Source organism: Microbacterium sp. R86528 (genome assembly GCF_044596335.1).
Classification (GTDB): domain Bacteria; phylum Actinomycetota; class Actinomycetes; order Actinomycetales; family Microbacteriaceae; genus Microbacterium; species Microbacterium marmarense.
This window is the reverse complement of sequence record NZ_CP138996.1, coordinates 1,657,594-1,681,466: the sequence shown is the minus strand read 5'-3', so window position 1 is coordinate 1,681,466 and position 23,873 is coordinate 1,657,594. Positions and strand designations below refer to the sequence as shown.

20 protein-coding genes are annotated in these 23,873 nt (G+C 64.0%); 15 read left to right on the top strand and 5 right to left on the bottom strand.

Going from position 1 to position 23,873, the window contains the following annotated elements; all coding sequences use genetic code 11:
• The gene (locus SJY18_RS07805) at window positions 1-1,182 is read left to right on the top strand and encodes a bifunctional 2-methylcitrate synthase/citrate synthase (RefSeq protein WP_396667148.1); all 1,182 of its coding nucleotides are present in this window, start codon (window positions 1-3) and stop codon (window positions 1,180-1,182) included.
• A 178-nt stretch (window positions 1,183-1,360) separates the two neighbouring features.
• On the opposite strand, the gene SJY18_RS07800 is transcribed toward SJY18_RS07805, so the two are convergent.
• Both SJY18_RS07800 and map read right to left on the bottom strand, forming a co-directional pair.
• Entirely contained in the window at window positions 1,361-2,839 is a 1,479-nt protein-coding gene (locus SJY18_RS07800) for a DUF222 domain-containing protein (RefSeq protein WP_396667147.1), read from the bottom strand.
• A 302-nt stretch (window positions 2,840-3,141) separates the two neighbouring features.
• Window positions 3,142-3,918 (bottom strand): type I methionyl aminopeptidase, encoded by a 777-nt coding sequence (gene map, locus SJY18_RS07795; RefSeq protein ID WP_396667146.1) that lies wholly within the window; start codon window positions 3,916-3,918, stop codon window positions 3,142-3,144.
• A gap of 70 nt (window positions 3,919-3,988) precedes the next feature.
• Here map and SJY18_RS07790 point away from each other — a divergent pair, with 70 nt between their 5' ends.
• The 9 genes from SJY18_RS07790 to SJY18_RS07750 all read left to right on the top strand — a co-directional run bounded on the left by SJY18_RS07790 (window position 3,989) and on the right by SJY18_RS07750 (window position 13,382).
• Complete coding sequence (locus SJY18_RS07790) at window positions 3,989-4,243, top strand: helix-turn-helix domain-containing protein (RefSeq protein WP_396668895.1); 255 nt, start codon at window positions 3,989-3,991, stop codon at window positions 4,241-4,243.
• Window positions 4,244-4,541: 298 nt separating this feature from the next.
• Window positions 4,542-5,111 carry a dihydrofolate reductase family protein gene (locus SJY18_RS07785; RefSeq protein ID WP_396667145.1) on the top strand — a complete coding sequence of 190 codons (570 nt, stop codon included), beginning with the start codon at window positions 4,542-4,544 and terminating at the stop codon, window positions 5,109-5,111.
• Window positions 5,112-5,185: 74 nt separating this feature from the next.
• Window positions 5,186-5,590 carry a hypothetical protein gene (locus tag SJY18_RS07780; RefSeq protein WP_396667144.1) on the top strand — a complete coding sequence of 135 codons (405 nt, stop codon included), beginning with the start codon at window positions 5,186-5,188 and terminating at the stop codon, window positions 5,588-5,590.
• Window positions 5,591-5,631: 41 nt separating this feature from the next.
• On the top strand, window positions 5,632-6,186 hold the full coding sequence (locus SJY18_RS07775; protein WP_396667143.1) for an AAA family ATPase: 555 nt from the start codon (window positions 5,632-5,634) through the stop codon (window positions 6,184-6,186).
• 30 nt (window positions 6,187-6,216) lie between these two features.
• On the top strand, window positions 6,217-6,354 hold the full coding sequence (locus SJY18_RS07770; protein WP_396667142.1) for a hypothetical protein: 138 nt from the start codon (window positions 6,217-6,219) through the stop codon (window positions 6,352-6,354).
• 43 nt (window positions 6,355-6,397) lie between these two features.
• Window positions 6,398-7,561: a thiolase family protein gene (locus tag SJY18_RS07765; RefSeq protein WP_396667141.1), complete on the top strand. Its 1,164-nt coding sequence runs from the start codon at window positions 6,398-6,400 to the stop codon at window positions 7,559-7,561.
• A gap of 217 nt (window positions 7,562-7,778) precedes the next feature.
• Entirely contained in the window at window positions 7,779-9,950 is a 2,172-nt protein-coding gene (locus SJY18_RS07760) for a YhgE/Pip domain-containing protein (RefSeq protein WP_396667140.1), read from the top strand.
• The gene (locus tag SJY18_RS07755; protein ID WP_396667139.1) at window positions 9,947-12,193 is read left to right on the top strand and encodes a YhgE/Pip domain-containing protein; all 2,247 of its coding nucleotides are present in this window, start codon (window positions 9,947-9,949) and stop codon (window positions 12,191-12,193) included. The genes SJY18_RS07760 and SJY18_RS07755 overlap by 4 nt, the downstream gene beginning before the upstream one ends.
• A 100-nt stretch (window positions 12,194-12,293) precedes the next feature.
• Entirely contained in the window at window positions 12,294-13,382 is a 1,089-nt protein-coding gene (locus SJY18_RS07750; protein WP_396667138.1) for an FUSC family protein, read from the top strand.
• A gap of 68 nt (window positions 13,383-13,450) precedes the next feature.
• Here the strand turns inward: SJY18_RS07750 and SJY18_RS07745 are convergent, their stop codons facing one another.
• Window positions 13,451-17,146, bottom strand: a complete 3,696-nt coding sequence (locus SJY18_RS07745; RefSeq protein ID WP_396667137.1) for a choice-of-anchor I family protein — start codon at window positions 17,144-17,146, stop codon at window positions 13,451-13,453.
• Window positions 17,147-17,303: 157 nt separating this feature from the next.
• Between SJY18_RS07745 and SJY18_RS07740 the strand changes: the two genes are divergently transcribed.
• From SJY18_RS07740 to SJY18_RS07725, 4 genes are all read left to right on the top strand, one after another.
• Window positions 17,304-18,083 (top strand): enoyl-CoA hydratase, encoded by a 780-nt coding sequence (locus SJY18_RS07740; protein ID WP_396667136.1) that lies wholly within the window; start codon window positions 17,304-17,306, stop codon window positions 18,081-18,083.
• A gap of 105 nt (window positions 18,084-18,188) precedes the next feature.
• Window positions 18,189-18,965: an electron transfer flavoprotein subunit beta/FixA family protein gene (locus SJY18_RS07735; RefSeq protein WP_337336488.1), complete on the top strand. Its 777-nt coding sequence runs from the start codon at window positions 18,189-18,191 to the stop codon at window positions 18,963-18,965.
• 9 nt (window positions 18,966-18,974) lie between these two features.
• Window positions 18,975-19,943, top strand: coding sequence for an electron transfer flavoprotein subunit alpha/FixB family protein (locus SJY18_RS07730; RefSeq protein ID WP_396667135.1), 969 nt, complete (start codon window positions 18,975-18,977; stop codon window positions 19,941-19,943).
• A 6-nt stretch (window positions 19,944-19,949) separates the two neighbouring features.
• Window positions 19,950-21,659: a cytochrome b/b6 domain-containing protein gene (locus SJY18_RS07725; RefSeq protein WP_396667134.1), complete on the top strand. Its 1,710-nt coding sequence runs from the start codon at window positions 19,950-19,952 to the stop codon at window positions 21,657-21,659.
• A gap of 71 nt (window positions 21,660-21,730) precedes the next feature.
• On the opposite strand, the gene cofE is transcribed toward SJY18_RS07725, so the two are convergent.
• On the bottom strand, window positions 21,731-22,540 hold the full coding sequence (gene cofE, locus SJY18_RS07720) for a coenzyme F420-0:L-glutamate ligase (RefSeq protein ID WP_396667133.1): 810 nt from the start codon (window positions 22,538-22,540) through the stop codon (window positions 21,731-21,733).
• 6 nt (window positions 22,541-22,546) lie between these two features.
• A complete protein-coding gene (locus SJY18_RS07715) occupies window positions 22,547-23,053 on the bottom strand; it encodes a GNAT family N-acetyltransferase (protein WP_337336484.1) in 507 nt (168 codons plus the stop codon).
• Window positions 23,054-23,262: 209 nt separating this feature from the next.
• Here SJY18_RS07715 and SJY18_RS07710 point away from each other — a divergent pair, with 209 nt between their 5' ends.
• Window positions 23,263-23,823 (top strand): thioesterase family protein, encoded by a 561-nt coding sequence (locus tag SJY18_RS07710; protein WP_396667132.1) that lies wholly within the window; start codon window positions 23,263-23,265, stop codon window positions 23,821-23,823.
• Window positions 23,824-23,873 lie beyond the last annotated feature (50 nt).

Here is a 23,873-nt window from a genome sequence, read left to right as displayed (position 1 = left end):
ATGACCGACATTAAGAAGGGACTCGCCGGGGTCGTCGTCGACTACACGGCAGTCTCGAAAGTGAATCCCGAGACGAACTCGCTGCTTTACCGCGGGTACCCGGTGCACGAGCTGGCGGCAACGCAACCGTTCGAAGCGGTGGCCTATCTGCTGTGGAACGGTGAGTTGCCCACGGATGCTGCGCTCGCCGACCTTCGCGCGACTGAGCGCGAGAACCGCGCGCTCCCCGCCGATGTGAAGGCAGCGATCGATCTCGTTCCCCTCGACGCGCACCCGATGGACGAGGTGCGCACCGCGGCGAGCCTCATCGGCGCACGTGACCTCGCCGGCAACGGCTCGGTGCTTGAAGCCGGCGGCAGCGCCGAAGACAATCTTGAGCGCAGCGTTCGGCTGTTCGCGGTGCTTCCGGCAATCGTCGCGTACGGCCAGCGTCGTCGCCGCGGCGAAGAAATCGTCGCCCCGCGCGATGACCTCGACTACGCGGCGAACTTCTTGTGGATGACGTTTGGCGAAGAAGCCGACGAACTTGTGGTCGACGCGTTCAACCAGTCGATGATCTTGTACGCAGAGCACTCGTTCAACGCCTCGACGTTCACAGCTCGGGTGATCACCTCGACCACGAGCGATCTCTACTCGGCCGTCGTCGGCGCCATCGGCGCCCTCAAGGGCGCACTGCACGGTGGTGCCAACGAAGCCGTGCTGCACATCTTCGACGAGATCGGCTCCGCCGACAACGTCGTGGAGTGGCTGGATGCCGCGCTCGTCGAGAAGCGCAAGATCATGGGATTCGGTCACCGTGTCTACAAGCGCGGGGATTCACGTGTGCCGACGATGAAGGCCGCGCTCGACACGCTTGTGGCGCATTACGACCGCCCGGACGTCGCCGCGCTATACGACACACTCGAGAGCGAGTTTGTCTCGCGCAAGGGCATCTACCCGAACCTCGACTACCCGTCAGGCCCCGCCTACAACCTGATCGGCTTCGACACATTGACCTTCACGCCGCTGTTCGTCGCAGCGCGGGTGACGGGTTGGACCGCCCACATCATGGAGCAGGGTGCTTCGAACGCGCTGATCCGCCCATTGTCGGAGTACAACGGGCCGGACGAGCGTCACATCGAGGGGTATGTGCCGGATGCCGCGGTGGTCGAGGCTGCGGAGCGCCCGCCCGAGGCGGAGTAGCTGAGTTGGCTCCGCTGGGGGAGATAGCTGAGTTGGCCGCGTGGGGGTGAGGTAGCTGAGTTGGCCCCGCTGGGGTGAGATAGCTGAGCTGCGCGGGTGGTGGCGGCACAGCTGAGGTGGCTTCGCTGTGGCACGCACGAGCGGAGTTGCTTGGGCCGAGCTTGACTAGCTGAGTTGCCTACGCCGCGGCGAATCGCCGAGGGGACTTGGTGCGCAGGTCTATCGGATCACCGATCACGCCCGTCGCAGGGTCGGGTGGCGGATGGAGCCAATAGGTATCGCGATGCGACAGCGGATTTCGTTGTCGGGTGATTCGCCAGCGCTGGTTGTGGAGCCTGAGGTGGCAGTTTCGGCAGAGAGGGACGCCATCGTCGACGTCGGTTCGACCCCGTTCTTCCGCCCAATGGTCGATGTGGTGGTACTCCGACTGTGAAACCGGAGCGATGCAGGACGGCCACATGCATCCGCCGTCACGCTCGGCGATCGCCATGCGCTGCTTCCGTGTGAACAGTCGGCTTTCACGTCCCACGTCGAGGGGGCGACCGCACTCGTCGTGGAGGATCGACACCGAACCGGCGTCGCACAGAAGCTTCTCGATCACCCCTCCCGGCAATGCCGCGCCGCCGTCTTCGACATGTCCCACGCCTTTGACGCGGGTCGGTTCGCCATCGTGCGCAGCCGTGATCGCCGAGGCTTCGACGATCACGCGGACGCCGGGCTGGCGGTCGCCGAACGACTGCGTCGGGTCGGCTGCTGCTCCCGTGCGGAGGACGGCCATTATCGTGTCGTACTGCAGCTGTTCGTTGGAGCGCTCTTCGGCGGTGACGTCGGCCGGATCGGGTGCGGCGTCAGATTCCACGAAGCGTGGGCCACGGCGGGGACGCAGTGCTGCCTGAATCATCGCCTGCACGAAGGCGGCGGCTTCGTCGTCGAACGTGATGCGCCCGTGGTGCTGGCCGTGCTCGTCGATCCATGTGCGAAATGAGCGCGCTTCGAATCGCTCCTCGAACCGGAGCGTGACTCCAATGGGGTCGAGCCGGTCGCGCGCTGTGCGTGCGGCGTTGCGTAGCTCTTCCACCGGAAGATCGCTGGCTTCGTCGAGCAGCGTGTCGACGGCAGAAGCCCACGCGGCGGGTAGGAAGTCAGGGTCGAGGTTGGGGTATCGCTCGATGGGCGGTTCGCCGAGGCCGGTGCGGATTGCTTGGAACTGAGCCGAACTGACTCGACCTGACGCCAGTGCTTCGCGAAGGCTCGCCCGCCACGTCGAAACCTCGGGTGCGGGGGGAGTGGGGACGTCTGCGGTCGGGGCTGGTGCGGGCGGCACGAGCTCTTCGCCGGTTCGGAGGGCCTTTAATACATCGCCGCGGCTCTGTCCGGTGATCTGTTGCACGAGCGAGGTGGCGTTGCGGTGGCCCTTGCGTTGCGCGAGGCCGTCGTAGCCGTTCTCGCGGACCGAACGGCGGGCCGCTTCTGCGGTGGCTGCGGCGACGATGACGTCGAGCGCATTGCGGCTCTCTGCGGCATCCGCCAGAAGTGTAAGAAGGGCGTCGTCGTCCAGCCCGATGATCGTGATGGCGGCGTTGCCAGGCGCCGCATTCGCAACTCGCGCCGCAGCGGCAGCGAGCCGCTCGGCGGGGTTAGTTGCGGATGTCGTCATACCCACACAATATTCGGGGGGTCAGACACTGAAAGCCCTGTATGAGCGGGTTTTTCACCGGCTAGGGTAACGGGATCATAACGACTGGCGGGTATGCAATCGGCGTCGCTGTCATTCAGTTGCCGCGCCCCCATCGGGCATCTCAGCGTGCTGGCCTTGCGAGCTTCGACAGCGGGAACGCCTGTTCTCGCTTGCGCGAGCCGTCGACTCGTTCGATCGCAGCGTTTTGGTATCTCGCCGCCTCACCGCGGCGCCGCACGGTAGCCGACCCCGCTGCGAGCACGCCCGGGCGCGGGGCTGCCTCAGCGGGAAGACGGGAGGGTGAGGATCTCAGCGCCGCTGTCGGTGATCGCGATGGTGTGCTCGGTGTGGGCGGTGCGGCTGCCGGTTGCGCTGCGGAGCGTCCAGCCGTCTTCGTCGACGATGAGCTTGTCGGTATCGGCCATGATCCAGGGCTCGAGAGCGAGGAGGAGTCCGGGCCGAAGCGGGTAGCCACGGCCGGGACGCCCGGTGTTGGGTACGTGAGGATCGCCGTGCATCGTGGTTCCGATGCCGTGTCCGCCGAACTCGGTGTTGACCAGGTATCCGTCACCCTTGAGGACGGTGCCGATGGCACGTGAGATGTCGCCAACCTTCGCGCCGGGGCGGGCAGCGGCGATGCCGGCGGCGAGTGCACGCTCGGTCGCGTCGATCATCGCGAGGTCTTCCGGGCGTTGCGTCTCACCGACAGTGAAGCTGATCGCGGCGTCCGCGGCGATGCCTCCCGTCAGCACAGCGAGATCGAGCGTGAGCAGGTCGCCGTCTGCGAGGGCGTAGTCGTGCGGCATGCCGTGCAGTACCGCATCGTTGACGGCGGTGCAGATGTAGTGACCGAAGGGTCCGTTCCCGAAAGACGGGGCGTAGTCGACGTAGCACGAGACGCCGCCAGCATCCAGGATCATCTCCTTCGCCCAGGCATCGATCTCCAGCAGGTTCGTGCCGACAGTTGCGCGCGACTTCATGGCCTGCAGAACGTCGGCGACGAGCGCACCACTCACGCGGGCTTGCTCGACCTGGGCAGGGCTCAGGATCTCGATCATCGTGTTCTCCTTCAAGTGTTGGGATAACTATACCGGTCTGGAGAGTTCCGGCAGTAGTATCGGCAACGTGATGGTGCGACTTCCCCTCAGTGCTGCCGAACTCGACCGCGGCCGCAGGCTCGGAGCGGTGCTGCGCGAGACGCGGGGCGCGCGAACGATGCTCGACGTCGCGCTCGCGGCGGGAATATCACCGGAAACGCTCCGCAAGATCGAGTCGGGCCGCATCGCCACGCCGTCGTTCCAGACGGTCGCTGCGATCGCCGGCGCGGTTGGCCTCTCGCTCGACAAGTTGTGGGCCGAGGTCGAGGCGTCGACCTTGGCATGACGTTCGCCGGCGCCAGCGGCGCTACCGAGCCGGCCCGATGATATGACTTTCGACGCCATTCGAGCCAGGTGTGTAACTCAGCGGGTGTTGATGGTGACCTGGACGACGTCGCCGATCTCTTTGCCGAGCTGCTTTCGCGCTTTGGCCGGGCCATTCGTCTGCCTCTCGGGCCGGATCGCTGGGGACCCTTCGACTCAGGCCTGCCGGCGCCACCGGCCAAAACTGAACCCCCGCTCGAAGCTCTGCGGTGGGAAGATCTCAGTGAACCCTGTCGACGCCGACCTCCGGGAGCAGTGAGATGAGACCGCTCAGATACTCGATCAATGTCACGCTCGATGGCTGTTGCCATCATGAAGCAGGGCTCCCGCCGGATGCAGAGTCGATGGCGTATTGGACCGCAGAGATGGAGCGCGTCGATGCCCTGCTGTTCGGCCGCCTGACCTACGAGATGATGGAGTCCGCCTGGCGGAAGCCCTCGGCAGGCACATGGCCCGACTGGATGAGCGAGTCGGACGTGCCGTTCGCGACCGCCATCGACAAGGCCAAGAAATACGTGTTCTCTAGCAGGCTGGCCGAGGTCGACTGGAACTCCGAGCTGGTGCGCGGCGATCTGGCGCACGCGGTGCAGCAGTTGAAGCAAGAACCCGGTGAAGGGCTATGGGTGGGCGGCGTGATGCTTCCGACAGCCTTGGCGGATCTGGGCGTGATCGACGAATACGAGTTCGTCGTGCACCCCACCGTCGCCGGGCACGGGCCGACGCTGCTGGCCGGTCTGCGCGACCGCATTCAGCTGGAACTCGTGGATCGTCGGGAGTTCCGGTCAGGGGCCACCGTTTTGCGATACCGTCCCGTGCCGGGCGCAGCCTGACGCGCCGCGCGTCGGTGCCCATCTGACACCGCGCGTCGGTACCAACCTGCTGTTGCCCTCGACCGGGCGGTACGGTGAGACTCAGGATCTTCGCGCTCGCGCTGACCGTCATCCTGCTGCTCCTCGCCATCTTTCAGCTGGCACTCGCCCTCGGCGCTCCGCTCGGTCGTTTCGCCTGGGGCGGCCAGCATCGCGTGCTGCCCCCGCGGCTTCGCGTCGGGAGCGTGATCGCCATCGTGATCTACGGCGTCATCGACCTCATCGCGTGGGACCGGGTGGGTGCCGTGGACCTCTTTCCCGAGCTGTTCTCCGAGATCGCGATGTGGGTGGTGTTCGCCTACTTCGCCCTCGGCGTGGTGATGAACGCGATCTCGCGGAGCAAACCGGAGCGCTACACGATGGTTCCGATAACGCTGGTGCTCGCCGTGCTCTCGCTGTTCATCGCCATGGGGATGGGCGAACTGGCCATGTCCGCTTGACGATTCACGCAAGCGGGCATTGTTCGTTCTAGAGTCGCGGCATGCGCATCGTCATCTCGGGGACTCATGCCAGCGGAAAGAGCACCGTCGTATCTGATTTCGCGGATCGTCATCCCGAATACGCGGTGCTGCCGGATCCTTTCGAGTTGGTGGACGAGTTCTGGGATGCCACGAGTGCCGCGTCATTCGTCGCTCAGCTTGGCGTCTCGGCGGCGCGACTGCACCCGGACGAGACCGAGGGAAGCCTGATCGCCGAGCGCGGTCCCCTCGATTTCCTCGCGTATCTCCGGGCGCTGGACGACCTCGACGGCTCGACCGGCTCGCGCGAGCTCATGGAACGTCTGACCGAAGTGACACGGGAGGCGATGCAGCATGTCGATCTGCTCGTTGTCCTGCCCCTCACCCCGTGCGACGAGATCTTCGTCTCTGACGACGAGAACCTTCCGCTTCGCGAGACGATGAACGATGCTCTGCTCGATCTCATCGCCGATGAGGACGTCATCGGCCACGACCTGAACACCGTCGAGATCGTGGGCACTCGCGCCCAGCGGCTCACCGCGCTCGAGCGAACCGTGGACGTTTTCCGCTCCGCGTGACGCGGCCCACCTGCCCGGTACCCTGAAGGCATGGCCGACGACGCGACGATCATCACCACCGGCCTGCTGACCGGTGTGCTGCTGCTGGCGGCCGGCGGGCTTCTGCTCTGGGTCATCGTCGGCGCCGCCCGTGGGCAGCGCGCCGCGCGCGAAGCTGCAGCCCCATAACCTCACCCGCCCGCAGCCCGCTCCCGCGTGCGAGGATCGAACCATGCACACCGCGGTGATCGTCGACGTCGTCCGTACCCCCGCCGGTCGGGGCAAACCCGGCGGCGCGCTGAGTTCCTGGCATCCGGTCGACCTCGCGGCCACCACCTTGCGGGCACTCCTCGAGCGAAACGGACTCGAATCCACGCAGATCGACGATGTGCTGTTTGGCTGTGTCAGCCAGATCGGCGATCAGTCGATGAACGTCGGCAGGCAGGCCGTGCTCGCGGCAGGCTTTGATGAATCCGTTCCTGCCACCACCATCGACCGGCAGTGCGGGTCGAGCCAGCAGGCTGCTCACTTCGCCGCGCAGGGCGTCATTTCCGGTGCGTATGACGTCGCGATCGCGGGTGGGGTCGAGTCGATGTCGCGCGTGCCGCTCGGGTCTGCATGGGCTGACGCTTCACCGTCTCGCCTCATGCAAGAGCGCTACCCCGACGGGCTGGTGAACCAGGGGGTGTCGGCCGAGCTGATCGCGACGAAGTGGGGGTTCTCGCGCACCCAGCTCGACGAGTTCTCGGTCGAGTCTCACCGGCGCGCCGCATCCGCATGGGCCGATGGGCACTTCGCCTCGCAGGTTATACCGGTGGGTGATGTCACGATCGACGAGACGGTCCGCGCCACCACAACGGCAGACAAGCTCGCTGGCCTGCCCACAGTGTTTCGAACCGACGAGCTCGCCGCGCGCTTTCCCGAGATCGACTGGGCCATCACGCCCGGCAACTCGTCGCCACTGACTGACGCAGCATCCGCTTCGTTGATCATGAGCGAAGCGAAGGCGAAAGAACTGGGCCTCACACCACGCGCGCGCTTCCATTCATTCGCGGTTGTCGGCGACGACCCGCTGTTCATGCTCACCGGGCCGATCCCCGCGACAAAGCGGATTCTTGAGCGCAGTGGTCTCAGCATCGACGATATTGACGCCTACGAGGTCAATGAGGCGTTCGCGTCGGTGCCGCTCGCGTGGCTGCAGGAGCTTCACGCAGACCCGGCAAGGCTCAATCCCTGGGGTGGTGCGATCGCGCTGGGTCACGCCGTCGGCGCGTCGGGAACAAGACTGCTCGGCACGCTCGTTGCGCATCTTGAGGCCACTGGTGGGCGCTTCGGGCTTCAAACCATGTGCGAGGGCGGCGGCATGGCCAACGCCACCATCATCGAGCGCCTCTAGCCCCGATCTCTCGCGACGCCAACCGCCCCGGGTGACGAGGTGGGTACCCGAGTGTGACCCGATCTGGCGACGCCGGGTGAACTGGGGGTGAGATTTGGTCTCTGGCGGTCGATGACTGATTCTTCCGTGCCAGCATGCATTGAAAGTGTGAGGCAGGGTGCGGCGATGCCGACCGCGCAGAGTCACAAATCTGGATGATCGTCGGAGGGGCGAACGAATGCGCAACGTCTGGCGAATTCTCAAACGTGATGCGAGGCGACTTCTGCACGTGCCGCTGGCGATGGTGATCATCGGTGGCGCACTCATCACCCCGTCGCTGTACGCATGGTTCAACATTGCGGCGTTTTGGAATCCGTTCGACAACACAAAGAACCTCAGCGTCGCAGTCGTCAACCTCGATGAGGGGGCGTACAACGAGCTCGCCGGAGAAGTGAATGTCGGTGATCAACTCGTCGCCCAGCTCAAGGAAAATGACGACCTGGGCTGGCATTTCCTCTCGGAAGACGAGGGCATGGAATCCGTGCTCAGCGGTGAAAGCTACGCGATGTTCGTCGTTCCCGAAACGTTCTCAGCCGATCTGTTGAGCATCACATCTGGTGACTTCACGCAGCCCAAGCTGATCTACTACGTCAACGAGAAAGAGAACGGGGTCGCCCCCGAGATCACCGATACCGCGGCGACAACCCTGCAGACGCAGATCACTGACTCGTTCAACGAACAAGTGGCGCAGGCCGTCGTAACGGCGATTCAGGAGGGCGGGTCAACCGCAGAAGCCGACGCCGAGGCGGCGCAGGGCGAGATCATCGGCGACTTGCAGCAAGTCGCCGAGGTGATCGCGCAGACGCGCACCGACCTCGACGCGCTCGACGGTGAGATCGCAGACGCCAGGACAGGGATTCAAAGCAGTGTGACCGTCATCGGGGGAATCGACGGGACGCTCGCTGAGGCAAGGACGACGCTCGTCGACGTCAATAACCTCGCAGCTGAGGCGCAGGCTGAGTTGCTCCGGCTCGCCGGTGAGGCGGCGACCGGCCAAGTGATCGGGTCTACCGCAGTGGGTGAGGCGGTCGCAGGCACGCTGGAGGCCGTAGGTCGTGTGAGCGCCGCGAGCAGTTCGCTCTTGGCCGCGGTAGAGGCGCAGCAGACGATTCTCGGACAGTCCGAGGTGCTGCTGGAAGGTCTCGACTATCAACTCGAGCAGACCTCGGCCGCGCTGAGCAGCCTCGACGACAGCCTCGCCTTGCTTGAAGACGATCTGAATGTCGCGATCATCGATCTGCAGACCATTGGCAGCGCAGCGCTGTTCCAAGATCTCGCGGAGCTCACCGGGTTGAACGCTGACCAGATCGCGCAGTTCATGGCGACGCCCGTTGAAGTCGACCAGCACACAATCTTTCCGACCGCATCGTACGGCTCGCTGATGGGTGCGCTGTTCATCAACCTGTCGATGTGGATCGGCGCGTTCGTGCTCGTCGTCATCTTGAAGCTCGACGTAGACGATGAGGGCATTCCAGACGCCACCGAACGGCAGAAGTACCTGGGGCGGTTCTCGCTCTTCGCGTGCATCGTCTTGCTGCAGACGATCACGCTGAGCATCGGCAACCTGATCATCGGTGTTCAACACGTCAACGTGTTTGCGTTCGTCGTCACTCCGATGCTGATCGGGCTGGCATACCTCAGCGTGATCTACGCTCTCTCAGTCACGTTCGGATACATCGGAAAAGGACTCGCGATCATCCTCGTGATTCTGCAGATTCCAGGCGCATCCGGCATCTACCCGATCCAGCTCATGCCGGAGTTCTTCCAGTCGATGTATCCGTTCTTTCCCTTCACCTATGGCATCGACGCCATGCGCGAGGTGATCAGCGGGTTTGCCGGGTTCGCCTATTGGCGCTACCTCGGCATGTTGGCGGTGTTCGCTGCGCTGTCGTTCTTCCTCGGACTCGTGCTTCGCCCCCATGTGTCGAACGTCACGCGGCTGTTCACGAGTGAAGTACGCGACACCGAGCTCTTCGCGAGCGAGGATGGCGAACCCGCCGGCCGCGGATACCGCCTCAACCATGTGCTGCGCGCGCTCGCCGATCGCTCGGGCTACAACCAAAAGCTCAGGGAACGCTCGGTGCCGTTTGCACGGTCATACCGTGGCTATCGTCGAGCGATCGTCATCGTGGGGGTAGCGGGAATGCTCGCGCTGACAGCACTCGGATTCATCTTCCCCGACGCGAAGCTCGAGTTCATCGGCCTCTGGGTTGTGTGGCTCTTCGTCGTCTTCATCGCGCTGATCACGCTGGAGTACATCCGTTTCAGCCTTCGTCTCTCCACTGAGGTCGGCGAGATGCCCGAAGCGGGATTGCGTGAGCAACTCGCAGAACTGGAGTCGAAGCGATGAAGGGAATCTTGCTGCAGTTTCGCTCGGATGTGCGCCGCGCGACGAGTAGCGTCATGGCGGTTGTCGTGCTGTGCGGACTGATTGCCATCCCCTCGGTGTTCACGTGGTTCAACGTGGTCGGCAGCTGGGAGCCGTTCGACAACACCAAGAACCTCAAGGTTGCCGTTGCGAGCGTCGATGAGGGTTACACCAGCCCGCTGATCCCCATCCACTTGAACGTCGGAAGCCTGGTCGAATCGGCACTTCGTGAGAACGACCAGATGGACTGGATCATCACCACAGAAGAAGATGCGATTGCTGGTACCGAATCGGGTGACTACTACGCCGCGATGGTGCTGCCAAAAGACTTCAGTGAGCGGATGCTGACGTTCTACCGAGACGGCTCGGAGCAGACCCACATCGACTACTACACGAACGACAAGTCGAACCCGCTTGCGCCGCTGATCACCAGCGAGGGCGCCGACGACCTCTCTGCCAAGATCAATTCCGAGTTCACCAAGGAACTCAGCAACATTGCACTGAGCCTGGTCTCTTCGATTGTGAAGAACTTGGACAGCGCCGATTCCCAGGCCGCGTTCCTGCGCGTAGAGGCTCATCTGAGTGATGTGGCCACGCAGTTGCGGGCGGCTTCAGGCACGGCGACGATGTTCACGGGGATTCTCGAGGCGAGTATTCCGTTGGTTGAAGGTGGGGCCAGTCTTCTTCAGAAGGTCGAGTCGGAGTTCTCGGTCGCGACTGGCAAGGTGCAAGAAGGGCTCGGCGCCGCTCAGGATGCAGATGCTGCCATCACCCAGGCGACGGCCGTGCTCGCCGAGGCTTTTGCGACGGGTTCGTCTCGTCTCGGCGTCTTCTCGTCTGAGCTCGATGAAGTGTTCTCTGGGCGTGCAAGCGACGCGGCGGCCAACATCGAACTGATCGACGACATGATTTCTGAGCTCGACGATCTCATCGCTCAGCAAGTTGAGTTGCGCGACCGCCTGATCGAAGAGATCGAGTCGCCCTCGCCCGAGGAAGAGCCCCAAGCGCCCGCAGATGATGACTCGGCTGAGGAGCAATCTCAGGCTGTGGATTCAGACTCCGCCGATCTGCGCGCCGCACTGCAACTGGTCGTCGACAGCCTCAACGCCGCAATCGAGCGCGAGCAAGCTCTGCAGCTCAGTCTCGGCGAAGCAGCGGACGGCATCGCCGAGGGAAGCAGCGACATGCAGGAGTTTCACTCCGACATCGATCAACGAATCACTGCGGCGCAGTCCTCGCTCGACAATGCCAGCGCCGTCTTCGAGAACGACCTCAAGCCTGTTCTCGATGAGCTTGCCGCAACGCTCGGCGGTCTGAGCGCTGGGCTCGGGGGTATCGCCGAAGACGTCGCTGGCCTCAGCACCTCGACGAGCGGCATTTCGGGCGTGATTGAGGACGCCGCGGTGCTCAACAGCGAACTTGCGACGACAATGGACGAGACTGCGACGGAGCTTGAGCGCGTGGTGGGTCTGCTTTCTTCAGCGATCGACACGGGCGATTTCGCCGAAGTCAGCAAAGTCATCGGCTCAGACCCTGAGCTGTTGGCCAACGCGCTGTCAGACCCTGTAGGCGTCGATCGTCGGCCCCTCTACCCGATCGTGAGCTTCGGAGCCGGCATGGCGCCGCTGTACTCGACGCTCGCGCTCTGGGTCGGCGCGTTGCTGCTCAGCGTGACCTTGCGTGTTGACCCGCCGTCACGGCCTTTCGGCAGCGGTGAAGAGCTCAAGCTGCATGAGCGCTTCCTTGGTCGATACGGCCTGTTTGCTGTGCTCGGCCTGGCGCAGAGCACACTCGTGTTCTTGGGGAACATCTTGATCGTGGGCCTGCAACCCGCACATCCGTTCCTGTTCATCCTGGTCGGATGGGTGACGTCGACTGTATTCACGTTCATCATCTATACGCTCGTGGTGTCTTTCAGCGATGCCGGAAAAGCGCTGGCGGTGTTCCTGCTCGTCATTCAGGTTGCCGGCGCGGGCGGCGCTTACCCGCTCGTGCTTCTTCCTGAGTGGTTCCAGAACGTCAGTCCGTTCCTGCCAGCCACGCATGCGATCGATGCCTTCCGTGCCGCCATGGCAGGTATCTATCACGCCGACTATTGGATCTCGCTCGCTTGGCTGCTCGCATTTTTGCTCCCCATGCTGCTGCTCGGCTTGGTGTTGCGTAAGCCCCTGATCGGGGTCAACGAGAAGATGGAGAGCATGCTGCACTCGACAAAGCTCATGTAGCACGGCTGCCTCTCGGGTGCGCTAGTCGCACTTGCGTGGGTGCGTCAAGTCGCTGTGCGAAACCGCGATGACCAACAGAATGGGTTGGGGTGGTGATCGCATGATTCAACCGACGTCGAGTGTTGCGAGCTGGTGGCGGCAGCTGACCGATCGAGCGCGCCTTCTGCTTGCGGGTAAGGCGGCGCTCGCGGCGGCGATCGCCTGGGTGAGCGCGCCGTACGTGCCGTTCGCCGACGAGCAGTACTCCTACTATGCGCCACTGGGAGTGCTCGTCACCATGTACCCCACCGTGGCAGCCTCAGCAAAGTCGGGGGTGCAGGCGATTCTCGGGCTCGCACTGGGAATTGCGCTGGGCGTTTCGGGAGTGACGCTGGTGTTGTGGGGCGTGCCGGCGGTGATCGCCATGGCGCTGATCATCGGAGTCGGTGTTGCGCTGGGCGGTGTGCGCGCCCTCGGAGCTGGGCGCGAGTGGGTAGCGGTCGCAGCGCTGTTTGTGATGTTGCTCAGTGGGCGTGACGTCGATGGGTATTCGCTGTCGTACCTGATCACTATGGCGTGGGGGGTGCTCGTAGGCGTAGTCGTCAATGTCGTCATCGTTCCGCCGTTGTATCTCAAACGTGCCGACGCACAGCTTTCGGTTTTGCGTGACGCCTTGCGTGGCGCGCTGGTAGAAGTGGCTGATGAGATCGAGCAACGCTCGGTGGATGCTGCCGTGCTCGTCGCCTCTGCGGAGCGGTTGAGCGGGTTGTTGCGTGAGGTTGACTCCGAAGTGCGCAGCGCTCAGGAGAGCAGTCGGGCCAACCCGCGGGCCCGTCGGCATCGAGGCGAGCAGCGCAGCAACGACCGCCGACTCAGATCGCTCGAACGCATGGCCTTCCATGCGCAGAACCTCATCGACGTGTTGGCGCGACTGGCCGAGTCGGGGGTGGTCTTCACCGACGCAGACACCCGTCGCTACTGTGCGGCGTCAGTTCGGTCTTGCGCCGACCTGATCGCGTCGTTTGACGGGACGGAAGCTGCTGAAGAACAGCGGCAGACCGCAGAGCAGATGCTGACCGAGTATCTCGACGCCCTCGCACGCGAGGAGGGTGGGCACATCACCTACCGCTCTGACAGATGGACGGCGGGATTGTCGCTGCGACGCATCATCGACGCCTCGATGCCTTTCAGCGGTGCCGAACAGACCTGACCTTGACGGCACACGCAAAGCGGCCTCGACCCGAAGGTCGAGGCCGCAAGGCGATCAATCAGTGGATGCTACGCAACCGGCCGACGACGTGCCATCAGTGCCATCGCACCCAAGGCCAGCATCAGGGCTGCCACCAACGCGATTCCCAGCGGTAGCTGCGAACCGGTCACGGCGAGAGCGCCCGGTGCCACCACGGTGACGGCGACTTCGATGTCTTCGAAGCCGTCGGACTCGATCACCAGCGTGTGTGCGCCGAGTTCGAGGTCGGTGGGAATGCTGACAACGAACGACACGGTGCCGTCGGTGCCTGCGGCGGGAATGCCGTCCACCACGATCGGGTCGCTGTAGAGGGTGGCGCCAACCTGCTGCCCAGCCTCGAGTCCCGAGATGTCAACCATCAGCGAGCCGCCCTGTTCGACCGAGCCCGATCCGATGTCGATCGTTGCCCAGTCGGTGCCGGTCGCCGGCAGCTCCGGGTCGGTCGGGTCGGTCGGGTCGGTCGGGTCGGTCGGGTCGGTCGGATCCACCGGCTCGGTCGAGTCGGCGAGTACCGCGCGGCCCAGCGGGGCGGGGTCAACCACATCGAATTCTTCGAAGTAGGCGATTGTCGCCTGCAGGTTGACCTGACCGGTGTCGGTGCGGTCAGTTCCCTCAGCAAAGGTGAAGAAGCTGTCGCCGCCACCCGCGAGGAACGAGTTGGTCACCACGGTGAACTCGTCATCGGCCATGATCGCGACTCCGTTGAGTGACATCGAAACGATGTGCTCACCGGCGGCCGCGTCTTCGATGTATTCATAGCTGAAGCCCTCAGAGATACCCAGATGCAGCTTGGGGCGCTCGGCGCCTGGCTGCCACTGCTCTTCGAGGATCTGCTCGAGCTGCGCACCCGTGAGAGTGACGGTGACGAGTGTGTTGGCGAACGGCTGCACGTTGGCGATCTGGCGGTAGGTCAGGGTGCCGTCTTCACCGTAGAGCAGGTCATCGCGAAGCCCACCGGGGTTCATGATGCTGATCTGTGCAGGTGTGCCCGCATAGTCGTCGTTCGAGGTCGCCCAGAGGTACACATCGGCGACGGTGTTGCCGAGGGTTGACTCGACACCGCGGTCGCTACCCGATGGTGTTCCACCGCGCAGGATGTCAGCGCTGATCACGCCAGACTCAACATTCCCGAGCACGTCGGCTTCTTCTTTTGCCTCGGCCACGATTGCCGCAACGACTTCGTCTGCCGGGTAGGCGGCCGCGCCGTCAACGACGAGGGGAACCAGCGCAGTCTCGATCGAGACGAGCTCCTTGGTGTCGTTGTCAACAGTGAAGTCGAGCTTGCCCAGCGTCGTACCGTACTGGTGTGCCTGAATGACTGGGCGCTCGGCGCCTTCGCTGTCAGCAACCTCACACGTGTAGGTCTGGTGAGTGTGTCCCGAGACGATGGCGTCGATTTCGGGGGAAGCCCCGCGAATCAGCTCGCCGTACGCCGAGGCGTCAGCGGCAACCTCTGCGCATTCGCTGGTGGCTGAGCCGCTGTGGGTCAGAAGCACAATCACGTCGGCCATGTCGCCTTCGGTCAGTTCGTCTGCCACGCGGTTCGCGGCCTCGAGCTGGTCGCCGAACTCGATCGTCGCGATGCCCGTCGGGCTCACGATGTTCGCGGTGTCTTCGGTCACGGTGCCGATGAACGCTACGCGCACGCCGTCGATCGTCTCGATGGCGTACTCGTCGAGCGCGGGTTCGTTGGTTCCGATGTTGTAGACGTTTGCGCCCAAGCCCTGCGCCGTCGAGCCGAAGCGCGGCAGCACACGGTCGGTGATGTCGGCGTAGCCCTGGTCGAACTCGTGGTTACCCACGGCGCCGAGATCAAGTCCAGCGGCAACGAGTGCGTCGATGGTCGGGTTGTCTTGCGCCACGTTCGAGGTGAACGTGGACGCACCGATGTTGTCGCCGGCCGAGACGAACAGCGTGTTCGGGTTCTCGTCTTCGAAGGAGTCAACGGCACCGGCGAGCACAGCAGCACCGGCCTCGCCGCCAAAGAGGTTCTGCTCGATGCGGCCGTGGAAGTCGTTGATCGTCAACACCGTGACCTCGGTGGTCGTTGGTGCGAGCATGTCGGTGATCTCGAACAGCGTGGTCGTTCCCGACACCTCGTTGCCGACGGCGAGCAACGGTGTGCCCGTGGTCGACTCGGCAGCGGGGATGAACGCGATGCCCTCTGGGCCGAGGTCGCCAGCGGCTGCCAGATCGCCGCCATCTTCGACCGACTCCGCGAAGTCGCGGTTGTTGATGTAAGTGACGAACGTGGATGCTGCCGGGTCGGTGATGTCGTACGCGGCGATGCCGCCGACACGCTCGAAGCCGACGAACGCGTAGGTGCGGCCGCTCAGCTCGCCGATCGTGACGCTCTCAGCTTCGGGGCCCTTGTCTTCACTGCGTCCCTCGAGGTTCGACTCGGAGTGGTTCGAGTTGAAGAAATCGGGTGCGGCGGCGTAGGTGACTTCTTCAAACGAGCTACCGGAGTCCCAGACGAGGTCACCTGCGGTGGTCCAGATCGAAAATGAACGTGCTCCGAAGGCATACAGCGAGTCGTAGCATTCTGCGTCCGAGTCGAATCCGTTTTCAATCGTGACGTTCAAACGACCGAGGTCTTCGTCTTCGAGGTAGTCCGCAACGGCGCTGTCTTCACAGACCGGGCCGAACCCGTCTTCTTCGAGATCCTTGACGCGAACCGGCTCTTCGTAGTTGCCCCACTCGCGTGCGTCACCCTCGTTGGCTGTCACGAGGTAGGTCGTGTCGCCAGCGGTGTACGACGAGATCGCGTCGGGCATGTACATGCCGTACAGACCCGCGTAGGTGTCGATGTTGAACTCGGGGTTGTCTTCCGGATCGCGATCGCTCGCGTCAAGGCCGACAACGCCGTGGTCTTTGAAGCCCAAAGCCTCGACCGCGGTCACAGTGGCGGAAGCCAGGTCGACGACAGCGATCGCGTTTGCCTCTTGCAGGGTCACGTAGGCGGTGCCACCGACGACCGTTGCGTACTCGGGCTCGAGGTTGCGGCTGACGGGATAGTCATCGCCCACAGTGGGCCCGAAGACGCGCACGTCTTCGTCGAGTGCGCCGTCAGCCTCAAAAGCGTGGAAATCCGCGGTTTGCACGTCGCTCTGGGTGGGGGCAGTGAGCGTGGCCGGTACGGCAACGACGCTGACGCTTCCCTCAGGGTCAACCGCGAAGTCGTCGTCGGGTTCGCCCTCGTTCGCCGACACGACGTACGCGCCATCGGGTGAGAAGGTCACCATGTCGGGCAGAGCGCCCACGGTGACGATGCCGAGCGCGGCCGCTCCTGCATCGTCGGCGTTGGCGTCGAAGAAGAAGAGGTGGCCGGCGTCCGTCTTGGTCGGCGCCTCCATGGCGATGACGCCGAGGCCGTCTTCGCGAATAGCGACCGAGTTGGCGACTCCGGCAGAGCTGAGCGAGAAGAGCAGCTCCATCGCCTCAGGATCGGTGTAGTTGAGAACGTCGACCGAGCCAGCCTGTGCATTCACGACAAAGAGCCGGTCGCCGTAGGCCTGAACGATCTCAGCCGCCGATTCGTCGAAGATGCCCGTCTCGTAGCTGCCGATCGGAGCGAGGGAGAGTGCCGCGCCGTCCGCTGAGTCCGTGGGCGGAGTGGCAACGATTGCCGCCGAAGCAGCGGAAGCGGTCGCGACCGCGAGCGAGCAGGTGAGCGCCGCCACAGCTGTCATCGCGACAGTGCGGCGGAAGGAATACAGGGGCATCGTGATCCTCGAGTTTGATGACGGAGGCGCGCGACTGCGCCCCTGAGTAATACCTGTGCATGGTGACCAGGGGGTGAACACCGAGCAACACCCGCGTGTTGTGCGCTGCGCTTGCCGCGTCCTGGCGCATTGGGCGAACGAGAGGCAAGATCGAGGAATGACGAGCAACTACGAAACCATCCTCACCGAAACCCGTGGGCGCGTCGGATGGATCACACTCAACCGCCCCGAGGCTCTGAACGCGCTGAACGCGCAGCTGATGCACGATGTGGTTCATGCCGCCACTACGTTCGACGCGAACCCCGCAATCGGCGCGATCGTTGTGACCGGATCAGAGCGAGCCTTTGCCGCAGGCGCAGACATCAAAGAGATGGAGTCGAAGTCTGGCCTCGACATGATCATGGACGATCATTTCGGACCATGGGCGCGGTTCGCTGCGGTGCGCACCCCCGTGATCGCTGCCGTGTCTGGCTATGCGCTCGGTGGTGGTTGTGAGCTCGCGATGATGTGCGACATCGTTCTGGCAGCTGACACTGCCAAGTTCGGTCAACCCGAGATCAATCTCGGGGTCATCCCCGGTATGGGCGGCACCCAAAGACTCCTTCGCGCCGTTGGGTATGCGAAGGCGGCGGAGCTCGTCTTGACGGGAAGAATGATGGATGCCGAAGAAGCCGAACGCTGCGGCTTGGTGTCGCGGGTCGTTGCCGCATCCGATCTTCTTGAAGAAGCTGGCAAGGTCGCGGACACGATCGCCTCGAAGTCGCTGCCCTCGGTCTATGCGGCTAAGGCAGCGCTCGATGCGGCAATGGAAACCAGCCTCGCGGAAGGACTGCGGTTTGAGCGTCACGCTTTCGCACCGCTGTTTGACACTGTTGACCAGAAGGAAGGCATGGCCGCTTTCCGTGAGAAACGCGCACCCAATTTCGGAAACGCATAACCGAAGCGGCCACAACCTTCAGGTTCATGACCTGAAGTAACAACGCGTTTCGATCGAAAATTGTTGCGCGGTTAGTATCGACAGGACGAACGGAAGCGGAGCGCCATGAAGATTGTCGTCTTGGTCAAAGAGGTCCCGGATACGTATGGTGATCGCAAGCTCAGCCTTGAGACCGGCATTGCCGATCGTGAGGCGAGTGAGCGCGTCATTGACGAGATCGGCGAGCGTGCCCTTGAGGTGGCGTTGAGCTATGCCGACGCGAACGCGGGCACTGAGGTGGTTGTGTTGTCGATGACTTCTGAGGCGTCGGTGGCGACGGTGCGCAAGGGTCTCGCGATGGGTGCGGGCTCGGCAGTGCAGGTTGTTGATGAGGCGTTGCTGGGTGCTGATTTGGGGCTTACTGCTGAGGTGCTGGCTGCCGCGTTGACGCGCACGGGGTTTGATCTGGTGATTGCGGGCAATCAGTCGACGGATGGTTCGGGCGGGGTGTTGCCGGCGATGATCGCCGAGCTGCTTGATGTTCCGAACGCGACGTATCTGAGTTCGGTTCAGATTGCCGAGGGTTCGGTGACGGGTGAGCGTGCTGGTGATGGCGCGACGGCGCAGCTGAGTGCAGACTTTCCTGCGGTGATTTCGATCACCGAGGCGCTTCCTGACGCACGGTTCCCGAATTTCAAGGGCATCATGGCGGCGAAGAAGAAGCCGTTTGAGACGCTGTCGCTCGCGGATCTCGATCTCGACGCGAACGATCCTGAGGCGTCGCGGTCGATCATGACCGCTGTGAGCGAGAAGCCGCCGCGTGAAGCTGGCGTGAAGATTGTCGACGAGGGTGACGCGGGCACACAGCTCGCGGAGTTCCTCATTCAGAACCGGCTTGCATAGGTGGATGCCATGACTTTCGCTGAAGACTCAATTCTTGTTTTGCTTGACGTGACGCCCTCGGGCGAGCTCGCCAAGTCGGCTGCCGGTCTGTTGGGTGCGGCAGCCTCGGTGGGCACTCCGGTCGCGTTGGTGGTGTCGGATGCTGATGGTGTGGCCGCTGCGGCGGCTGAGCTGGGTGCCGAAGCGGTGCTTGTTGGCGCGCCGGGCGAGGGGCTGACGGTTCCGGTCGCAGACGCGCTGGCCGCAGCCGCTGACCTGGTGAAGCCTGACGCCGTGCTGGTGTCGCACTCGATCGAGGGTCGCGAGGCGGCCGGTCGGTTTGCGGCGCGCACGCGTTCGGGTATCGCGGTTGACGCGGTTGGTGTCTCGCGCGATGACATCGGTGTGGTCGCGCATCACTCGGTGTATGGCGGCGCGTACAACGTGGAGTCGGCTGTCACGTGGGGTGCCCCGGTGATCACGATTCGTCAGGGCGCTGTCGACGCACGTGCAGAAGCGGTTTCTGGCGCGGATGTTCAGAAGCTCGAGGTGACTGCTTCGGGTCGCCGCGTTGCGTCGGTGAGCAACGTTGAAGAAGCCGTGGTGTCGTCGACTCGACCCGAGCTGCGTGGTGCGGTCAAGGTTGTGTCGGGCGGGCGTGGACTCGGCTCGGGTGACAAGTTCGAACTCGTCGAGCAACTCGCTGACGCCCTCGGAGCCGCTGTCGGCGCTTCGCGCGCCGCGGTTGATGCGGGCTACGTGCCCTACGCCGCGCAGGTCGGTCAGACCGGTGTCTCGGTTTCACCGCAACTGTATGTGGCTCTTGGAATCTCTGGTGCGATTCAGCACAAGGCCGGTATGCAGACGGCGAAGACGATCGTTGCGATCAACAAAGATGGCGACGCGCCGATCTTCGAGATCGCTGACTTCGGTGTGGTGGGCGATCTGTTCACTGTTGTGCCGCAGCTGATCGACGCGCTCAACGCGAAGAAGGCGTAACGGCGCATGGCGACGTACGGTCAACAGTTGCGGCGAGGACTGCCGCGCGTGGTGGGCGGCGAACCATGGCCTGCCGCCTCTGACGCACCCGCCGCAGCCGCGGTTGCCGAGCCTGTGGCGCCGAGCGCGGCAACTGACGCACCCGCCGCCCCGGCGGCGACAAGCGTGGCGACCGAAGCACCTTCGACTGCCGCAACAGCGCCCGTTGCCGCCGCGACTGCCCCGACCGCCACGGGGGCTAGCGCAGCAGCGCCGACTGCGGGCCGCAGCGTGCGTCGTGGCCTGCCGCGCACGCCGGGCGGCGAGCCGTGGCCCCCCGCTTCGCTTGCCGCCCCTGCATCCGCCACTCTTGCAGAGCCCGCCGCGCCGAGCGGGTCTGCGCCCGGTCCCGCTGCGGGTACTGCCCAGGTGGAGCCCCCGGCTGCTGCCGCCCCCGACGCACCCGCCGCTGAGACACCCGCCCCGGCGCAACCGACCGCACCCGTCGCAGCTGCTCCTGCAGCCGCCGGCGTGGCAATCCGTCGGGGCCTGCCCCGTGTGGCTGGGGGAGAGCCGTGGCCGCCGGCGGGCTTCGCGCCGTCGGTGGCTGAGGCCGACGACGTGGCCGGTGCGCCTCGCGAAGATGCGGTCGTGGCTGCATCCGACCCGCAGCCGGGCGACGCGAAAGCCGCTGTTGCCGAGCAACCGCGCACCGCAACCGGATACGACCTCGCAGCGCCGCTTCCGTTCACCCGCACGGTGTGGGAGGGGCGCTACGCCCGCACGCGCACCGCACCGAAGCCCGAAGCGGAGCGCGTCGGACCTTTCACGAAGATTCAGTGGGCCGGTTCGGTCATCGTCGGTGGCTTCGCACTGCTGTTCGCCGCCGCAATGGCCGTGTTTGCCGTCCGGTGGCTGCTCAGCCTCGAGGGCATGCAGAGCTTCATGGCGACTTACCCGGGCGAGTACCACCTTCCCGAAGGTGCGCCGGTTGGCTTTCCGGCATGGCTGGGCTGGCAGCACTTCTTCAACGTCTTCTTGATGGTGCTGATCATCCGATCAGGTCTCACCGTTCGCACCGAGAAACGCCCGACCGCGTTCTGGACGCCGAGAAACAACTCCAAAGGCAAGATCTCTCTCACCCTCTGGTTCCACCAGTCTCTCGATATTCTGTGGCTCGTCAACGGCGTGATCTTCATCGTTCTGCTGTTCGTTTCTGGGCAGTGGATGCGCGTCATACCCACCAGCTGGGAAGTGTTCCCCAACGCCCTGTCAGCTGCACTGCAGTACGTCTCACTGGACTGGCCGACAGAGAACGGGTGGGTCAACTACAACAGCCTGCAGCAGATCGCCTACTTCGCAACGATCTTCATCGCAGCACCGCTCGCTGCAATCTCCGGCGCCCGCATGTCGAAGCTCTGGCCCGCTGATGCAAAGGGCCTCAACAAGGCGTACCCGATCGAGTGGGCACGCGCGGTGCATTTTCCGGTGATGCTCTACTTTGTCGCGTTCATCTTCGTGCACGTCGCTCTGGTGCTCTCCACCGGCGCGCTTCGCAACCTGAACCATATGTACGCCGCGCAAGGCTCGGTCGATCCGAACGCGTACGCCGACAACTGGCTCGGGTTCTGGCTCTTCGTCGCGTCACTCGTGGTGATTGCCGCAGCATGGGTCGCAGCACGCCCGCTGGTGCTCGCACCGATCGCGCGCGTGTTCGGCAAGGTCAGCGGCCGCTAGAAGCGGGTTGGCGTCGAGGTTCACCCCGGCGTGAAGCGACTTCGAGAGTCGAAGGCAACGCCCGGGGTCCGCTAGCTGTCGCGCTCGGCAACACCCGCGGCGTAGCCATCGGCGTATGCTTCGTCAGCGCCGCGGCGAAACATATCCAACTCGGCGGGGCGCACGATTGACCGAGCCCCGGGCAGATCGAGTGGGCCCACGAGGTCACTGCGCCCGCGCACGATCGCCACGGGCAACCCCGACGCCTTGCCTTTCACGAGCTCGGCTGCCGCGGCGATCTCGTCGGCGACGCACGGCTTGGTCACCACAAGAGGGCGCCCTTCGGCATCGGTCTGACCTCGAAGATCTTCAAATACGTGCACCCCTGCCGCGCCGATCGCGTGATCGGTCTGTCCGTCGCGCCAGGCGCGACCGAGCGTGTCTGTGATCAGCACGCCCACCTCGACGCCGAATCTCTCGCGCAGCTGTTGCGCGATTGCGCGCGCTGAAGCGTCGGGATCAACCGGCAACAGCAGAATCGTGCCCTCAGGGGTGTTCGACGCGTCTACGCCGGCGGCCGCCGACACGATGCCGAGCTTGTTCTCGACGATGCGCGTGATGCCAGCTGGCCCCGTGCGCCACGCCACCAGCCTGACAGTCTCTGCCGTGATCGCATCTTCGCGATCGGCGGCGACGACGAAGCGCCCCTCAGCTTTCGAGACGATCTTCGAGGTGATGACGACGATGTCGCCGTTTTCGAGCGACTCGCCGTCGGGAATCGATCCAGAACCGCTGACATCGCCCGAACCGGCGACCGCGCCGATAGCGTCGCCGATCAGCGCAGCCAGATTGGCGCCCGCATCAACTTCGGGCAGGCCAGAGAGCGCCCAAACCTGCAGCATGAAGAATCAGCGAACGAAGCGAACTTCGGTCAGCGTCTCGCCGAGGAACGGTTCGGTATGGGTGGCGCCATCGAGAGCGAAGCCGTTGCGGCTATAGAAGGTGTGCGCGCGTGGGTTGTCTTCGGCGACCCACAGGTACATCTCTTCTTCGTCACCTGCCACAGCATCGAAGAGCTTCTTGCCGGTGCCGGTGCCGTGAAACGCATCGAGCAGATAGATGAAATACAGCTCACGGAATCGCGGAGCATCCTTATCGCGCGCGGGTCCCGAGCCGGCAAAGCCGACAATCTCGCCGTCAGCGAGAGCCGCGACCATCTTGAAATCGGGTCCCTGAGCAGCCCAGTGCGTCCAGAGCTCTGCGAGGCGCTTCGGTGATACAGCCTCAAGCGCCGCCTTGCTGATGAGGTGATCGTAGGTCTCGTGCCAGCATGTTGCGTGCACTCGTCCGAGCGCTTCAGCGTCGACGTCCCGCACAGGACGGACGACGATGTCGGTCTGCGTTTCAGCTTCCATGGCCAGACTCTACGCCGGGGTGGGCAAGAGCGGAAATCGAGTGGATGCAACGTGAATATCGTGTAACGAACGGGGTGAGAACCCTGAGTTTTCAGCCGCATCCAATCGACTTCCCGCCACGCTCAGCCCAGACTCCGAGCCGAGTCACGGCTGTCGAAACCCCACAACCGAATCGCGAATTCGCGCAAGCATCACTACGATCGCTCCTCGTGAACGTGATCTGGCGAACAATGCTGACCATCTTGCGCGCGAAGACGCTGCTGCGCCGTCGCGGTCCGCTTGACCCCACGGTTGTGGGCCGCGTGAAGTTGCGCGTTCTGCCCACCGACATCGACCTGTTGCGGCACATGAACAATGGTCGGTACGCGTCATTGTTCGACCTCGGTCGCTTTGATCTGCTCATCCGCACCGGCGTCTGGGATGTCGTGAACTCTCACGCCTGGTACGCGGTAGTCGCCAGCGAGACAATTACGTTCCGCAAGTCCCTCCAACTGTGGCAGCGCTTCACCGTTGAGACGCGACTGCTCGCCCATGATGAGAAGTCGGTCTACATGGTGCATCGCGCGGTGGTGAAGGGTGAAATCTACGCAGAGATGATCGTGCGCGCACGATTCTTGCGGCGCTCAGGAGGCCTCGTGCCTCACGAGGAGCTGTTCGACGCGCTGCACCGGCCCGACACCCTGCCTCCCCTTGAGCCGTGGATGCTCGAGTGGGCCGCAGCCTCAGCGTTGCCCTCGACTCGCGCCGCGGCGCCCAGCGTCTGGAGCTAGCAAGACTCTCGCTGCGATGACCCGCACCCCGCGCAGCGGCGGACGTAGGC

Excerpts from the sequence above, each read along its gene's own strand:
- SJY18_RS07805 (WP_396667148.1), top strand. The coding sequence starts at position 1 with ATGACCGACATTAAGAAGGGACTCGCCGGGGTCGTCGTCGACTACACG.
- SJY18_RS07800 (WP_396667147.1), bottom strand. The coding sequence starts at position 2,839 with ATGACGACATCCGCAACTAACCCCGCCGAGCGGCTCGCTGCCGCTGCG.
- map (WP_396667146.1), bottom strand. The coding sequence starts at position 3,918 with ATGATCGAGATCCTGAGCCCTGCCCAGGTCGAGCAAGCCCGCGTGAGT.
- SJY18_RS07790 (WP_396668895.1), top strand. The coding sequence starts at position 3,989 with ATGGTGCGACTTCCCCTCAGTGCTGCCGAACTCGACCGCGGCCGCAGG.
- SJY18_RS07785 (WP_396667145.1), top strand. The coding sequence starts at position 4,542 with ATGAGACCGCTCAGATACTCGATCAATGTCACGCTCGATGGCTGTTGC.
- SJY18_RS07775 (WP_396667143.1), top strand. The coding sequence starts at position 5,632 with ATGCGCATCGTCATCTCGGGGACTCATGCCAGCGGAAAGAGCACCGTC.
- SJY18_RS07770 (WP_396667142.1), top strand. The coding sequence starts at position 6,217 with ATGGCCGACGACGCGACGATCATCACCACCGGCCTGCTGACCGGTGTG.
- SJY18_RS07765 (WP_396667141.1), top strand. The coding sequence starts at position 6,398 with ATGCACACCGCGGTGATCGTCGACGTCGTCCGTACCCCCGCCGGTCGG.
- SJY18_RS07760 (WP_396667140.1), top strand. The coding sequence starts at position 7,779 with ATGCGCAACGTCTGGCGAATTCTCAAACGTGATGCGAGGCGACTTCTG.
- SJY18_RS07755 (WP_396667139.1), top strand. The coding sequence starts at position 9,947 with ATGAAGGGAATCTTGCTGCAGTTTCGCTCGGATGTGCGCCGCGCGACG.
- SJY18_RS07750 (WP_396667138.1), top strand. The coding sequence starts at position 12,294 with ATGATTCAACCGACGTCGAGTGTTGCGAGCTGGTGGCGGCAGCTGACC.
- SJY18_RS07745 (WP_396667137.1), bottom strand. The coding sequence starts at position 17,146 with ATGCCCCTGTATTCCTTCCGCCGCACTGTCGCGATGACAGCTGTGGCG.
- SJY18_RS07740 (WP_396667136.1), top strand. The coding sequence starts at position 17,304 with ATGACGAGCAACTACGAAACCATCCTCACCGAAACCCGTGGGCGCGTC.
- SJY18_RS07735 (WP_337336488.1), top strand. The coding sequence starts at position 18,189 with ATGAAGATTGTCGTCTTGGTCAAAGAGGTCCCGGATACGTATGGTGAT.
- SJY18_RS07730 (WP_396667135.1), top strand. The coding sequence starts at position 18,975 with ATGACTTTCGCTGAAGACTCAATTCTTGTTTTGCTTGACGTGACGCCC.
- SJY18_RS07725 (WP_396667134.1), top strand. The coding sequence starts at position 19,950 with ATGGCGACGTACGGTCAACAGTTGCGGCGAGGACTGCCGCGCGTGGTG.
- cofE (WP_396667133.1), bottom strand. The coding sequence starts at position 22,540 with ATGCTGCAGGTTTGGGCGCTCTCTGGCCTGCCCGAAGTTGATGCGGGC.
- SJY18_RS07715 (WP_337336484.1), bottom strand. The coding sequence starts at position 23,053 with ATGGAAGCTGAAACGCAGACCGACATCGTCGTCCGTCCTGTGCGGGAC.